A 15,064-nucleotide genomic window follows, 5' to 3' on the forward strand; every position below is an offset into this window, starting at 1 on the left:
GGAAAATTAAATTTATTTAACAATTGAAATTTAATGATTTCCTGCCATACACAAATCAAATTCATCCAGCGTCGTTCTTCGAAGAGAGAATCCATACGCAAAAAGCAGAGCCGTCTTGACAGCCCAAGGCGAAAAATGGTCTGATGAATTGTAAATTTAAGCTGCTAAATTTATAAACATGGTAATTTTGAAAATACTTTCAAATAGCTAAATAAAAACCCTAAGGAAACTAAAGTTTCCTAGTTGGAGGATGGACAATGATTGAAAAGAAATTAAGCAAATCCTTGCGCATGATGTTTGCCGGCACTTTGGTCATGAGCGCAGGCTTCATGCACCAGGCCGCTCAAGCGCAGGAAGCCAAGGCTGACGAGAAATTGCAGCGCGTGGTCGTCACCGGTTCCGCCATCAAGCGCGTGGATGCCGAAACGGCCGCACCGGTGGAGATTTACACCAAAAAAGATATCGAGCGCACGGGCGCCACCAGCGTTGCCGAATTGGTCAAGAATCTGGCCTCGATCGACATCAATGATCAAGGCGAGCTGAGCGCCAACTCGCCTTCCGGTTCCGGCACCACCAACATCAAGATGCGCGGCTTGAGCGAACGCAACGTGCTGATCCTCTTGAACGGCCGCCGCCTGCCAACCAATGCGCTGGCTGACGGTTCGGGCGCGGGCGCCGCGGTCGACGTCAACGCTATCCCGCTGAGCGCGCTGGAACGCATTGAAATCCTGAAGGACGGCGGATCCGCCATTTATGGCGCCGATGCGGTGGCCGGCGTGATGAACTTCATCACCAAAAAGAACTACCAGGGCCTGGAAGCGAAGACCAGCTATGGTCAAAGCTCGCGCTCGGACGCCAAGGAAAAGACGGCCAACCTCGTGTACGGTTTTGGCGACTACGACACCCAGGGCTTCAACGTACTGGCCACGGTCGACGTGTTCAAGCGCGATCCGATCTACCGCAAGGACCGCGACCTGACCCGTTCGGCCGACTTCCGTCGCTTTGGCGGCCCGGATGGCCGCAGCGGCTTCCATCCTAGCGGCAATATCGCCGGCGGCGGCACCCTGGTGCCATGCCCACCGGACGATTTGAGCAACGGCTCCTGCCGTTTCGACGTCAACAAGACCTTGCTGACCTCGACCAACGGCGCCGACCGCGTCAGCGGCATGCTGATCGGCAGCCTGAAAATCAGCGACAACATCCGCGCGTTCGCGGAATTTACCTATTCCGAAAGCAAGGATGACTTCGAAGCCCAGGCTGCTCCGGGCAACTTCGTAGTCAATGGCAAGACCGTTGCCGGCCGCTTTATGCAAATGGGTCCTCGCAAGACCAACCGCAAGGGCACAATGACCCAGTTCTCGACGGGCCTGGAAGGCACGACGCGCGGCATCGACTGGGACGTCGCCATCGGCAAGGGCGTAAGCAAGGCCACCAACCGCGATTCGAACTACGCACATTACGATCTGTTCAACGAAGCGATCGAGAATGGTTCGATCGACCCGACCCGCACTGACAACCCGCAAGCCGCCGTCGACAAGATTCGCCTGACGCCTACGCGCGCCGGCAAATCGGAACTGACCTTCTTCAACGCCAAGGCCTCGGCGCCGATCATGGACCTGGCTGGCGGTGCGATGGCCTACGCCGTCGGCGTGTCGTACAACAAGGAAACGCTGAGCGACCAGCCCGACCAGAACCAGATCGATGGCCTGGTCTTCGGCAGCATCCAGCAGGCTGCCGTGAAGGCGGACCGCAATTCCAAGGGCATCTTCGGCGAACTGTCGATTCCCTTCCTGAAAAACGTCGAAGCTCAGGTCGCCTTGCGCTATGACGACATCTCGAATGTCGGCAGCAAGACCAGCCCGAAACTGGCTTTGCGCTACCAGCCGCTGAACAACCTGATGTTCCGCGGTTCGTATGCAGGCAGCTACCTGGCGCCATCGCTGAAACAGATGTATGGCGGCGTCGATGCCGGTGCCTATACGACGAACGACAAGGAAATCTGCAATGCCTTCCCTTCGATTTCCGGCAATTGCACCAACTTCTCCTACTACCAGGTCTCCGGCTCCAACAAGGACTTGAAACCTGAAACGGGCAAGACCTATAACCTGGGCGTGGTGTTCTCGCCAGTGAACTCGCTGACGGTCAGCATCGATTACTTCAAGATCGACAAGAAGAACGAGATCGGTACCCTGACGGAAACCAAGGCAATCGAGCGCGGCAACGTCGAAATCAAGAATGGCGACGCGCGCATCCTGCTGAACAACCAGAACCTGGCTACCACCGAAGTACGCGGTTTCGATACGGACGTACGCTACACCTCGCCGCAAACGATGTTCGGCAAGTTCACGATCCGCAATGCGTCCACCGTCTACACCCGCATGGAAACGCAGGATACGGAAACGGATCCGGTGCAAAGCACGCTGAAGACGTTCATGAACCCGAAATACCGCAACACGTTTACTGCGAGCCTGGAAAAGGACAATATGTCCGGCTCCCTGGTCATTCGCACGACGGGCGACATGATCGACTCTGACAAGCGCCGCGAAGAAATCAAGCCGGGCACCCGCACGATTCCTTCGCACACGGAAGTCGATCTGACGGGCCAGTACGTGGCGATGCAAAACCTGACCTTCACGGCCGGCATCAAGAACCTGTTCGACAAAATGCCGCCGTTTAGCGCAATGGGCGCCGGTAACCAGTACGGCACCCTGGGCTTTGCTCAGCTGTACAACGTGCGCGGCCGTTACTTCTACATCGGCGCAGGCTACAAGTTCATGTAATGTAGCGCAATCCCCGGCAGCCTGAAATGGCTGCCGGTACTGCCCTCGAAAGCCGCACGAGAGTGCGGCTTTTTTCATGCCCGGCAGACGAAAAAAAGCTATGTCACCGTCAAATGTGGGAACTCGCCCAATGTTGCCTTCAATAATGTTTCTGGGGAGCGGATGCGCCCGGCGTCCAGTATCCAGCGCCAGCCCAGGTAATTCGGCAGGTAGCGCGTCGCCACGCCGTGAAAGGGGCGTAGCCAGCCGCGCAAGCGGCTGTGATACGCGTTGACGTTCTGCACGTGGGCGGCGCCCTGCACGCGGATGCCGGCACGCACATTGACGGCCTGGTGACTGATGCCCGCTTCACGCGCGAAGGCGCGATAGGCAGCGTGGCCGTCGGTCATCAGCAAGATGTCCTTGTCGATCACCGGTGGCAGGCAGGCATGCAGCTGCGCCTTGGTCAGCGCCCCTTTTCCCGCGACGAAATCGCGGGTTTGTCCCGTGCGGTCGCGCGCCACCAGGATACAGACTTGTTCACTGGAAATGCCGCGCTTGCGGGCATGGCCGCCACGGCGGCGCGCCGGACGCGTCAGATGCCGCGCGCCCTTTTCCGATTCCAGCACATACAGCTCGTCCGCTTCGGCGATGCCATGCAGGTAATGGGGCCGGTCCGTCTTGGCCAGGCTTAAAAACCGGTGGCGCCAGCGAAAGGCGGTGTTGCGGTGCACACCCAGCTGGCTTGCTGCCTTGCGCACGGAAGCCGACTCGAGCAGGCAGTTGGCGTAGTCGAGCCACAAGGTCTTGTGGCGCAAGCGGGCCAGCGGTGTGCCGGTGAGCGCATTGAAGGTGCGCCCGCACGGCACGCAACGGTAGCGCTGCAGTCCGTGCGCATGACCGTGCCGGTGCGCATGGCTGCTGTTGCAGGCGGGACAGTGTAACCGCTGCCGGGCCACGCTTTCGACCAGTGCCACGGCGGCGTTCCGCGATCCTGCCCCGTGCAGCAGAGCAGTGCTCGCCTGACGCTGGCGACGGCTCAGTGCGGCGAACTGGGCGATGAAGGTTTTCCATTCGGCTGGCTGCATGGATGGCTCCCGTTTGTCTGATATGTACAGTCAGACAGCCGGGCCTGGGGAAGATTCCTTGAGTTCCCCTATTTGTCGGGGACAGAGCCTAAAAAAAACCGCTGCAGGCAGCGGTTTTCAGGTAACTCCAACGCTTAGCTTACAGGAAGCGGTCGAGTATCTTGCGCGTCGTCTTGTCGATATTAAACATGTCGCGTATCAAAAAGTGGATGCCGTGGTTGTCGGCGATCAAGAGCGACGCGGCACCGATGCGGCGGATGTCTTCTTCGCCTTTCAGCACGAATTGCGTCTCGCCCCGGTCCGTGTCGACATGCCAGGTGCATGGCGTGGCGAAGCTGGAGACGCTTTTCACCCTCGCGATCTCGGGCATGAATTCGCGTCCTTCCAGCTCTTCCTGCAGCAGGCTGCGCGCCGGCTCCGGCATGGCGTCGAGGCGGTCGATCCACGCCACTTCCTTGCCGTTGCCCAGCACCAGCGAAATGCCTTCGTCCGGCGACTGGATGGGGAAGGCGCGCACGGGCGCCACGCCTTCAAAGACCTGGCCGTCCGCGTCCGTCATCACCAGCTTGCCGAAAGGGTCGCGGCTTAATGTAAAAGTTGTACTGGCCATGCTTATTCCTTGTCATCCAGGGCGAGTTCGTTGTTGCGCGCCTGTGCTTCGTAGAGGCGGAAATAGGCGCCCTCTTTCGCCATCAGTTCATCGTGACTGCCCACTTCGACGACCTGGCCACGGTCCAGCACCACCAGACGGTCGGCCCGGTGCAGGGTCGACAGCCTGTGCGCGATGGCGATCGTCGTGCGGCCCTGCACCAGATTGTCGAGCGCCTTCTGGATCTCTTTTTCCGTTTCCGAATCGACCGACGATGTCGCTTCATCCATGATCAGGATGCGCGGGTCGATCAGCAGGGCGCGGGCGATCGAGATGCGCTGGCGTTCGCCGCCGGACAAGCCCTGGCCACGTTCGCCCACCATCGAATCGTAGCCTTGCGGCAGGCGCAAGATGAATTCGTGCGCATGCGCGGCGCGCGCGGCGGCGATGATCTCCTGGCGCGTCGCATGCGGTTTGCCGTAGGCGATATTTTCCGCGATGGTACCGAAGAACAGGAACGGTTCCTGCAGCACCAGGCCGATATTGCGGCGGTAGTCGGACACGGCGAACGAACGGATGTCGACGCCGTCGAGCAAGATCGCCCCTTCCGACACGTCGTAGAAACGGCAGATCAGGTTGACCAGCGTGCTCTTGCCCGAACCGCTGTGGCCCACCAGGCCGATCATCTCGCCCGCCTTGATGTTCAGGGTGATGCCGCGGTTGACGGCGCGGTTGCCATAGCGGAAACCGACTTCGCGCAAATCGATCCTGCCTTCGATCTTCTCCAGTTTCACGGGCTGCGCCGGTTCCGGTACGCTCGACACATGGTCGAGGATGTCGAAGATGCGCTTGGCGGCGGACGCCGATTTCTGCGTCACGGAGACGATGCGGCTCATCGAATCGAGGCGGCCGTAGAAGCGCGTGCTGTAGGCGATGAAGGCGGTCAGCACGCCGACGGTGATTTCGCCGCGCGACAGCTGCCAGATGCCGAAGCACCAGATGACCAATAAGCCCATCTCCGTCAGGAAGGAAACGGTCGGCGAGAACAGCGACCAGACCTTGTTCAACTTGTCGTTGACGGCCAGGTTGTGCGCGTTGGCGTCGCGGAAGCGGGCCGCTTCGCGCTTTTCCTGCGCAAACGCTTTGACGACTCGAATGCCGGGGATGGTATCGGCCAGCACGTTGGTCACTTCGCTCCACACGCGGTCGATCTTTTCAAAGCCCGTGCGCAAACGGTCGCGCACCAGGTGGATCATCCACGCGATGAACGGTAGCGGCGCCAGCGTCATGATGGCCAGCCACGGATTCATCGACCACAGGATCACGCCCGTCATGATGATCATCAGCACGTCGGAAGCGAAATCGAGCAAGTGCAGCGAGAGGAAGACGCAGATGCGGTCGCTGCCGCTGCCGATGCGCGCCATCAGGTCGCCCGTGCGCTTGCCGCCGAAAAATTCCAGCGACAGTTTCATCAGATGTTCATAGGTGGCCGAGCGCAAGTCGGCGCCCATGCGTTCGGACACCAGGGCCAGCACATAGGTCTTGCCCCAGCCCAGCAGCCAGGCCAGCAGGGCCGAACCGAGCAAGCCGCTCATGTAGTACACCACCAGCCACGGATCGATATGCTTGCCGTTCTGATACGGGATCAGCACATTGTCCATCAGCGGCGCCGTCAGGTAGGGCGGAATCATGTGCGCGGCCGTGGAGAGCAGCATCAGCATGAAGCCCAGGGCCAGCTGGCCACGGTAGGGATGGGCGAAACGCCACAGGCGGAACAGGGTCCAGGTCGATGGCGGCGTATGCAGCACCTTGGCGCAGATCGGACATTCTTCCTGCTCCGGCTCCAGAGGCGCCTTGCAGCTGGGACACACTTCCTGCTCCGCTTCCAGCACGGGCTGGCCCGTCAGGTGGCTGTCGAGGCGCTCGACGAACTGTTCCAGCACGCGGATCGCATGCAGATTCTGGCCCAGGGTAAAACGCCACGACGCCAGGCGGCCGTGGTCGTCGAACAATTCCAGGTGGCCGACGCCGGCGTGGTCGTGGTGCGTCAGGCGCAGTCCGTGGCGGAAAGACCAACTTTTCCAGGTGGTATCGCCCGGGGAACGGGCCAGTAAACGCTTCTCTGTGACAACAATTATGCCTTTTGTGAAACGTAATCGCGCATCGAGGTCAACCTCAACGCTACTTAAAACGTTCTCCCCTGGAGAAAGCTTGCTTTCCACTTCCGCCAGCCAGTGTTCCGGCAGCGAGGTAAGGGGAATAGTTGTTGCAGGAACACTCAGTTCAGTTGTCATCGTAAAGCATACTCCGGCTCGAGGCCAAGCCCTTCAGGGCGGGATTTGGGGGATGGGGCAGACGCCCGATCAATGTTTGTGTATTGCGCGATGGCGAGGTAGATGCACCAGTGGCAATTTCCTGTATTGTATCGAATGGATGCCTGCAGGTAATGAATGATGGCAAAACGGAGCAAAAAAATGCGCGGCCATCGTACAGGGGCAAGTATACAACAGCCCGCTGTTGCGCAAATGCTCCAGCTTAGCCCGGAGTCGGTAACTTTATAACAAGTATGGCAACAATTAGTAACAATTAGAATGACAACACCAGCAGAATACGAGAAGCAAACGCGACAAGAGGCCGCTAAAAGTGGCACACTGCGCATACCCGGGATAAAGAACCAAGCACGAGCCTGAAAAGACTCTGTAAAGCCAACATAAAGTATCTGGCGCCCAGACGCCTGGCTTGTTATCAAGAAACCACTTACATGATCAAGAAGAAGAACATCGAATTCGTCCGCGTCACCCACTTGCGCGGCCCCAACATCTGGACTTACCGCCCGGTGATTGAAGCCTGGGTCGACATCGGCGAACTGGAAGACTATCCATCGAATACCCTGCCCGGCCTGTACGAGCGCCTGGTGGCGTGGCTGCCCGGCATGATCGAGCACCGCTGCGGCGTGGGCGAACGGGGCGGCTTTTTCGAGCGCCTGCGCGAAGGCACATGGTCGGCTCACATCCTCGAACACGTGGTGCTGGAACTGCAAAACCTGGCCGGCATGCGCACGGGCTTCGGCCAGACGCGCTCGACCAGCCAGCGCGGCGTCTACAAGATGGCCTTCCGCACGCGCGAAGAGCACGTGGGCCGCGCCGCCCTGGCCGCCGCGCGCGAACTGCTGATGGCCGCCATCAATGATGAAGCCTACGACCTGGAAGCGGCCCTGGCGCCGCTGCGCGACATGGTCGACTCGCGCTGCCTGGGCCCGAGCACGGCGAGCATCGTCGATGCGGCCACCGAGCGCCGCATCCCTTCCTTGCGCCTGAACGACGGCAACCTGGTGCAGCTGGGCCACGGCGCCGCGCAGCGCCGCATCTGGACGGCCGAAACGGACCGCACCAGCGCGATTGCCGAAGGCATCGCCAGCGACAAGGATCTGACCAAATTCCTGCTCAAATCGTGCGGCGTGCGCGTGCCCGAAGGCAGCCTGGTGCGCAGCGCCGAAGCGGCCTGGGAAGAAGCGCAGGACATCGGCGTGCCCGTCGTCGTCAAGCCGTATGACGGCAACCACGGCCGCGGCGTGTCGCTGAACCTGATGACGGAAGCCGACGTGAAGGCCGCCTATGAACTGGCCGCGCGCAAGGGCGACAGCTCCGCCGTGCTGGTGGAAAGCTTCATCACGGGCGACGAACACCGTCTGCTCGTCGTCGGCAACAAGCTGATCGCGGCCGCCAAGGGCGAATCCCTGTGGGTCGACGGCGATGGCACTTCCAGCGTGCTGGAACTGGTGAACACGCAGATCAATATCGATCCGCGCCGCGGCGAAGGCGAAGATTTCCCGCTCGGCACCGTCAAGCCGCATGAATCGGGCGAGATCATCCTCGAACTGCAGCGCCAGGGCATGACCGCCCTGTCCGTGCCGCAGGCGGGCCAGAAAGTGCTGATCCAGCCGAACGGCAACGTGGCCATCGACGTCACGGACGACGTGCACCCGTCCGTCGTGCATGCGGCCCTGCTGGCCGCGCGCGTGGTCGGCCTCGATATCGCCGGCATTGACCTGGTCACCTCCGACATCACGCGTCCGCTGGAAGAGCAGCGCGGCGCCATCATCGAAGTCAATGCCAGCCCCGGCCTGCTGGCGCACATCAAGCCAGGCGTGGGCCAGCCCCGCCCTGTCGGCGCGGCCATCGTCGACCACCTGTTCGCGGCCGAGGAAACGGGCCGCATTCCGCTGATCGGCGTGACGGGCACGCGCGGCACCAGCCTGATCGTGCGCATGCTGTGCAAACTGCTCAACCTGTCGGGCCTGCATACGGGCGCCGTCTGCAGCGAAGGCATGTATCTGGACCAGCGCCGCGTCGTCAGCAGCGATTGCGTGAACTGGGACGCGGGCCAGCGCCTGCTGCTCAACCGCACCGTGCAGACGGCCCTGTTCGAGAGCAATCCGCGCATGATCCTGGCCGAAGGCCTGGCCTACGACAAGTGCCAGATCGGCGTCGTCACGGACATGGGCAGCCTCGATAGCGTCAAGGATTTCGACGTGCTGGACGAAGCGGGCCTGTACAAGGCCGTGCGCAGCCAGGTCGACGTGGTCGTGCCGACGGGCGTGGCCGTGCTCAACGCCGCCAACGCGCACGTGCTGGAACTGGCCGAACTGTGCGACGGCACGGTGACCCTGTATGCGCAGGATGGCAGCTTGCCCGCCATCGCGGCGCAACTGGCCGCCGGCCAGCGCGCCGTATTCGTGCGCGGCAACCACATCGTGCTGGCCGAAGGCGGCATCGAAACGGTCCTGCTGTGCCTGGACCTGCTGAAACCGGCCACGGCCGGCAATGTCGACAGCGTACTGGCCGTCGCGGCCGCCGCCTGGGCCCTGAACCTGCCCGTCGACCTGATTTGCGCCGGCCTGCGCACCTTCGACGCGGCCCCCGGCTGCATCGGGAATTAAGACTCAAGCCCGGCTACGGCCGGGCCCACAAGAACACAACAGGATTACGGTTTAATTATGGAAGTATCTCGCGTACGGGCCTTGCGGGGCCCTAACCTCTGGAGCCACGACACTGCCGTGGAAGCCATTGTTTCCTGCACCACGCAGGAACTCGACATCGCCCAGCTGCCCGGCTTCGAAGCCCGCCTGCGCGCGCGCTTTCCGCAACTGAGCCCGCTGCAACCGCTGGGCAATTACAACGCCGCGCCGATGGCGCAGGTGCTGGAACTGGCGGCGCTGGGCCTGCAGGCGCAAGCCGGCTGTCCCGTCACCTTCAGCCGCACCACGCCGACCCTGGAAACGGGCATCTTCCAGGTCGTCGTCGAATACTCGGAAGAAGCCGTCGGCCGCCTGGCGCTGGAACTGGCGCAGCAGCTGTGCCGCGCCGCGCTCGACGATGCGCCGTTCGACCTGGCCGGCGCCCTGCACCAGCTGCAGGAACTCGATGAAGACGTGCGCCTGGGCCCTTCGACGGGCGCCATCGTCAACGCCGCCGTGGCCCGCAACATCCCGTTCCGCCGCCTGACCGAAGGCAGCCTGGTGACGTTCGGCTGGGGCAGCAAGCAGCGCAAGATCCAGGCCGCCGAAATGGACGGCACCAGCGCGATTGCCGAAGCCATCGCGCAGGACAAGGAACTGACGAAAAAACTGCTCGATTCGGCCGGCGTGCCCGTGCCGCAAGGCCGTGTCGCCGTCGACGCGGACGACGCCTGGGCCGCCGCCTGCGAGATCGGCCTGCCCGTCGTCGTGAAACCGAAGGATGGCAACCAGGGCAAGGGCGTTACCGTCAATGTCACCACGCGCGAGCAGCTGACGGCCGGCTTCCTCGCGGCGCAGGAATTCCGCGACGACATCCTCGTCGAACGCTATCTGCCGGGCCACGATTTCCGCTTGCTCGTCATCGGCAACAAGATGGTGGCAGCGGCCCGCCGCGACCCGCCGCAAGTCGTGGGCGACGGCCAGCACACGGTGCGCGAACTGGTCGACCAGGTCAACCTGGACCCGCGCCGCGGCAGCGGCCACGCCACCTCGCTGACGAAAATCCGCTTCGACGACATCGCCCTGGCCAGCCTGGCCAAGCAGGGCTACGTGGCCGACTCCGTGCCGCCCGTGGGCCAGCGCGTGATCTTGCGCAATAACGCCAACCTGTCGACGGGCGGCTCGGCCACCGACGTCACCGTCGACGTGCATCCGGAAGTGGCGGCGCGCGCCGTCGCGGCCGCGCACATGGTGGGCCTCGATATCTGCGGCGTGGACGTGGTTTCCGACAGCATTCTGAAACCGCTGGAAGAGCAGAACGCCGGCATCGTCGAAGTCAACGCAGCACCGGGTTTGCGCATGCACCTGGCGCCGTCGTTCGGCAAGCCGCGTCCCGTCGGCGAAGCCATCATCGCCGCCATGTTCGCCGAGGGCGACGATGGCCGCATTCCCGTCGTCGCCGTCACCGGCACCAACGGCAAGACCACCACCGTGCGCCTGATCGCCCACCTGCTGACCACCTCCGGCCTGCGCACCGGCATGACGAACACGGATGGCGTGTACATCGAAGGACGCCAGATCGACAGCGGCGACTGCAGCGGTCCGCGCAGCGCGCGCAACGTGCTGCTGCACCCGGACGTGGACGCGGCCGTGTTCGAGACGGCGCGCGGCGGCATGCTGCGCGAAGGCCTGGCCTTCGACCGCTGCCAGGTCGCCGTGGTGACGAATATCGGCGCGGGCGACCACCTGGGCCTGAACTACATCACCACCGTGGAAGACCTGGCGGTATTGAAGCGCGTGATCGTGCAGAACGTGGCCGACAGCGGCGTGGCCGTGCTGAACGCCACCGACCCGGCCGTGGCCCGCATGGCCAAGAATTGCAGCGGCACGGTGACTTTCTTCGCCGCCGACAAGACGCATCCCGTAATGGCCACGCACCGCGCGCAGGGCAACCGCGTCGTGTACGTGGAAGACGGCAAGCTGGTCGCGGCGCAAGGCAAGGAACGCCACGAAATCGCCCTGTCGCAAGTGCCCATTACGCGCAACGGCGCCATCGGCTTCCAGGTCGACAACGTCATGGCGTCGCTGGCCGCCGCCTGGGCCGTGGGCCTGGACTGGAAAACCATCGCGCTGGGCCTGAAAACCTTTGCCAATGAAGCCGACAACGCGCCGGGCCGCTTCAACGTGTTCGACTATCGTGGCGCCACCCTGATCGCCGACTACGGCCACAATCCGGACGCCATCCTGGCGCTGGTGCAGGCCGTCGAAAGCATGCCGGCCAAGCGCCGCTCGGTGGTCATCAGCGGCGCCGGCGACCGCCGCGACGAAGACATCCGTCAGCAGACGGAAATCCTCGGCGCCGCCTTCGACGACGTGCTGCTGTACCAGGACCAGTGCCAGCGCGGCCGCGCCGACGGTGAAGTCGTGGCCTTGCTGCGCCAGGGCCTGGACGGCGCCAAGCGCACCAGCCATATCGATGAAATCAACGGCGAATTCGTCGCCATCGACAAGGCCCTGGCGCGTTTGAGCGAAGGCGATCTGTGCCTGATCCTGATCGACCAGGTGGAAGAAGCGCTGGCGCACATCGCCATGCGCGTCGCCGAAGCGTAAGCGCGCCAACTGCGCACAAGGGCGGCCTGCGGGCCGCCTTTTTTTTCGCCCCTGCGCGACCGGCGCACCGGCGCGCATTTCATCGGCAGCGAACAGCGATGCCTGGGTGCGCCGCCAGGGCGCATGAATGCAGCAGGGATACCGGAATTGATATTGACTTCGCAAAAGAAGTCATTTGTGGGGCAAAGTCATTCCCACCTACCATGTTTCTTGAGCAGGTTCCAGCTCTGGCGGCGACTGCCGCAGCGTTCTCAACATAACTAAAATACAGGTGGAGACAAGATGAAGCAATCGATGGCAACGGGCACCCGCACGTCCCGGCACAACACACGTCTGACCTTGAAGGCCACGGTGGCCGCGCTGGCCGGCGCCGGCCTGCTGAGCAGCGCGTCCGTCTGGGCGCAACAGGCGCCTGCCGCAGAAACACCGGCGGCAGAAGTAGCAGAAACAGCACCGGCGGTGGCAGCCGACAGCGGCATCGCCGTCGTCGCCGTTACGGGCGTGCGCAGGGCGGCACAGAGCGCGCAGACGATCAAGAAAAACAACGACCAGGTGGTCGACTCCATCGTCGCCGATGAAATCGGCAAATTCCCCGACAAGAACGTGGCCGAAATCCTCGGCCGCGTGACGGGCGTGCAGATCCGCCGCGAAAGCGGCGAGGCGGGCACCGTCATCATCCGCGGCTTGCCCGGCGTGGTGACCCTGCTCAACGGCCGCGAGATGTTCACCTCGGTGGGCCGCAGCCTGTACCTGGCCGACATTCCGACGGCCATGTTGCAGCGCGTGGACGTGTACAAATCGCAGGGCGCCGACATGGTCGAAGGCGGCACGGCCGGCGTGATCGACGTGCGCACCAACCGCCCGTTCGACTTCAAGGGCTTTACGGCATCGGGCAATGTGCGCGCCGAACACCGCGACAAGGCCGGCTCGACGGACCCGAACGTCAGCGGCATGGTCTCGAACCGCTGGAAGACCCCATACGGCGAATTCGGCGCCCTGCTCGGCCTGTCCTACCAGCGCGGCAGATACTATGACGAGACGATCTGGAACGCCGAACCCGTCAAACGCCCCGAAGCGGGCAACATCACGGGCCCCGATTCCGTCGGCATGATCCCGACCGTGGGCGACCGCAAGCGCTACGCGGCCAATGCCGCTTTCCAGTGGCGCCCGAACTCGCAGGTGGAAGTGTATGCGGAAGGCATGTCGACCCTGATCAAGCATGCGTTCGACAGCCAGTTCTTCGTCGGTTCGCTGCCCTGGGGCCAGAACCCGGACATCACCCTGATCCCCGGTACCAGCCAGGCGGCCACGGTGGGCAAGATCGACGGCCCGTGGTCGCCGTTTACCCTCGGTTCGACACAGGCGCGGCGCGACCGCTCGATCGGTTCGCAAGGCGCCATCGGCGCGCGCTGGGACATCACGCCGCAGCTACGCGCCACCACGGAGCTGGCGCGCACGGTGAGCAACTTCGAGCGCGAATTTCCCATCCTCGACTTCCTCGCCCACCCGACCAGCGTGATCGGCAGCACGAATGTGAACGGCGGCGCGCAGATCAGCTACCCCGGCTACAACATGCTGGACCCGAAGAACTACACGCTGCTCGGCTTCTACGATAACCACAGCCACGACGAAGGCAGCTCGACCGACTGGCGCGGCGACCTTACCTACGACATGGACAGCACGGGCTTTTTCCGCGAATTTTCGGGCGGCGTGCGCCTGGCCAAGCGCAAGGCCGAATCGATCCGCGAAAAAAATGGCCAGGGCGGGTTGACGTCGATTATGACTGCGGACGCGATTCCCGGCCTGGCTTGCGCCTCGCACGAGAACACGGGCAACTTCGGCCTGCAAAGCTGGCTCACGCCCTGCCGCGACTTCATGCTCAACAACACGGCCGCGCTGCGCCAGCTGTTTACGGGCAGCAGCGAACGCAGCCCGGACGATCCGATGACCCACTACAAGGATGTGGAAAAAACCAATGCCGTCTACGGCAAGGCGCGCATCGGCTTTGACCTGGCGCAGGTACCGGTCGATGGCACGCTGGGCGTGCGCGTGGTGCAGACCAAGCAGGACTTGCAAGGCAATTCCTCGCAAAACGGCATCGTCACGCCCGTGCGCGTGAAGACGTCGGATACGGACGTGCTGCCCAGCCTGACCCTGAAAGCCCTGCTGCGCCAGGACCTGATCGCCCGCATGACCGCCGGCAAAGCCGTGCAGCGCCCGAACTTCGCCGACTTCAACCCCGGCGTGAGCCTGGGCCAGAGCCTGGAAATGGTGCGCCCGACTGGCAGCGGCGGCAATCCCGACCTCAAACCCGTGGAAGGCAAGAACCTCGATGCAGCGCTGGAATGGTATTTCGCCCAGACGGGTTCCGTCACGGCCACCGTGTTCCGCCACAATTTCAAGAACTACATCCTCTCCGGCTCGGCCAAGGAAACGTACGGCGGCATCGAGTACGACATCACGCGTCCGCGCAACACCTCGAAGGGCCATCTGCAAGGTCTGGAAATGGCTTACCAGCAGTTCTACGACAAGCTGCCCGGCTGGATGAGCGGACTGGGCCTGCAGGCGAACGCCACCTACATGACGGGCGAGCTGGAAGAGTTGAATGGCAGCGTGCACCCGTTCACGGGCATGTCGAAGTGGTCGGCCAATATCGTCGGCCTGTACGAACAGGGACCGTGGTCGGCGCGCCTGGCCTACAGCTGGCGCGACAAATATGTCGACGACTACAACTACCGCGGCAAGGGCATCCACCTGACCGTGGCGCCGACCAAGACCCTGGACGCATCGGTCTCGTACAAGCTCAATCCGAACACCACGGTGACGCTGGACGCGAACAACCTGCTCGACTCGACCTACCGCGACTACCACGACACGCCCGACTATGTGCGCGATGTGCGGCGCTATGACAAGGTCGTCGGCTTGTCCGTCCGCTGGAGCTACTAACTCATATCCCCCCCCTTTCTTCCTTGCGAGGGTTTTCAGCGCCAGCCGGCAACGGTTGGCGTTTTTTTTGCTCTATGGAATCTATCCGACAGTGGAATTGATCTGGCGCAAAGCG

7 protein-coding genes are annotated in these 15,064 nt (G+C 62.7%); 4 read left to right on the plus strand and 3 right to left on the minus strand.

The window, feature by feature from the left end; translation table 11 throughout:
• The first annotated feature begins 257 nt into the window (after nucleotides 1-257).
• The gene (locus D9M09_RS19715; protein ID WP_070221050.1) at nucleotides 258-2,780 is read left to right on the plus strand and encodes a TonB-dependent receptor; all 2,523 of its coding nucleotides are present in this window, start codon (nucleotides 258-260) and stop codon (nucleotides 2,778-2,780) included.
• Nucleotides 2,781-2,878: 98 nt separating this feature from the next.
• On the opposite strand, the gene D9M09_RS19720 is transcribed toward D9M09_RS19715, so the two are convergent.
• The 3 genes from D9M09_RS19720 to D9M09_RS19730 all read right to left on the minus strand — a co-directional run bounded on the left by D9M09_RS19720 (nucleotide 2,879) and on the right by D9M09_RS19730 (nucleotide 6,730).
• On the minus strand, nucleotides 2,879-3,847 hold the full coding sequence (locus tag D9M09_RS19720) for an IS1595 family transposase (protein ID WP_121670198.1): 969 nt from the start codon (nucleotides 3,845-3,847) through the stop codon (nucleotides 2,879-2,881).
• Between the two features lie 139 nt (nucleotides 3,848-3,986).
• A complete protein-coding gene (locus D9M09_RS19725) occupies nucleotides 3,987-4,457 on the minus strand; it encodes a DUF1854 domain-containing protein (RefSeq protein ID WP_070221406.1) in 471 nt (156 codons plus the stop codon).
• A 2-nt stretch (nucleotides 4,458-4,459) separates the two neighbouring features.
• Nucleotides 4,460-6,730: an ABC transporter ATP-binding protein gene (locus D9M09_RS19730; protein WP_083286938.1), complete on the minus strand. Its 2,271-nt coding sequence runs from the start codon at nucleotides 6,728-6,730 to the stop codon at nucleotides 4,460-4,462.
• A 467-nt stretch (nucleotides 6,731-7,197) separates the two neighbouring features.
• Between D9M09_RS19730 and cphA (D9M09_RS19735) the strand changes: the two genes are divergently transcribed.
• The 3 genes from cphA (D9M09_RS19735) to D9M09_RS19745 all read left to right on the plus strand — a co-directional run bounded on the left by cphA (D9M09_RS19735) (nucleotide 7,198) and on the right by D9M09_RS19745 (nucleotide 14,949).
• Nucleotides 7,198-9,375 carry a cyanophycin synthetase gene (cphA, locus tag D9M09_RS19735; protein WP_121670199.1) on the plus strand — a complete coding sequence of 726 codons (2,178 nt, stop codon included), beginning with the start codon at nucleotides 7,198-7,200 and terminating at the stop codon, nucleotides 9,373-9,375.
• Between the two features lie 57 nt (nucleotides 9,376-9,432).
• Nucleotides 9,433-12,003 carry a cyanophycin synthetase gene (cphA, locus tag D9M09_RS19740; protein ID WP_121670200.1) on the plus strand — a complete coding sequence of 857 codons (2,571 nt, stop codon included), beginning with the start codon at nucleotides 9,433-9,435 and terminating at the stop codon, nucleotides 12,001-12,003.
• Between the two features lie 282 nt (nucleotides 12,004-12,285).
• Nucleotides 12,286-14,949 (plus strand): TonB-dependent receptor, encoded by a 2,664-nt coding sequence (locus D9M09_RS19745; protein WP_240453425.1) that lies wholly within the window; start codon nucleotides 12,286-12,288, stop codon nucleotides 14,947-14,949.
• Nucleotides 14,950-15,064: the final 115 nt, after the last annotated feature.

The sequence above is a fragment of the Janthinobacterium agaricidamnosum genome, assembly GCF_003667705.1.
Lineage (GTDB): Bacteria > Pseudomonadota > Gammaproteobacteria > Burkholderiales > Burkholderiaceae_D > Janthinobacterium.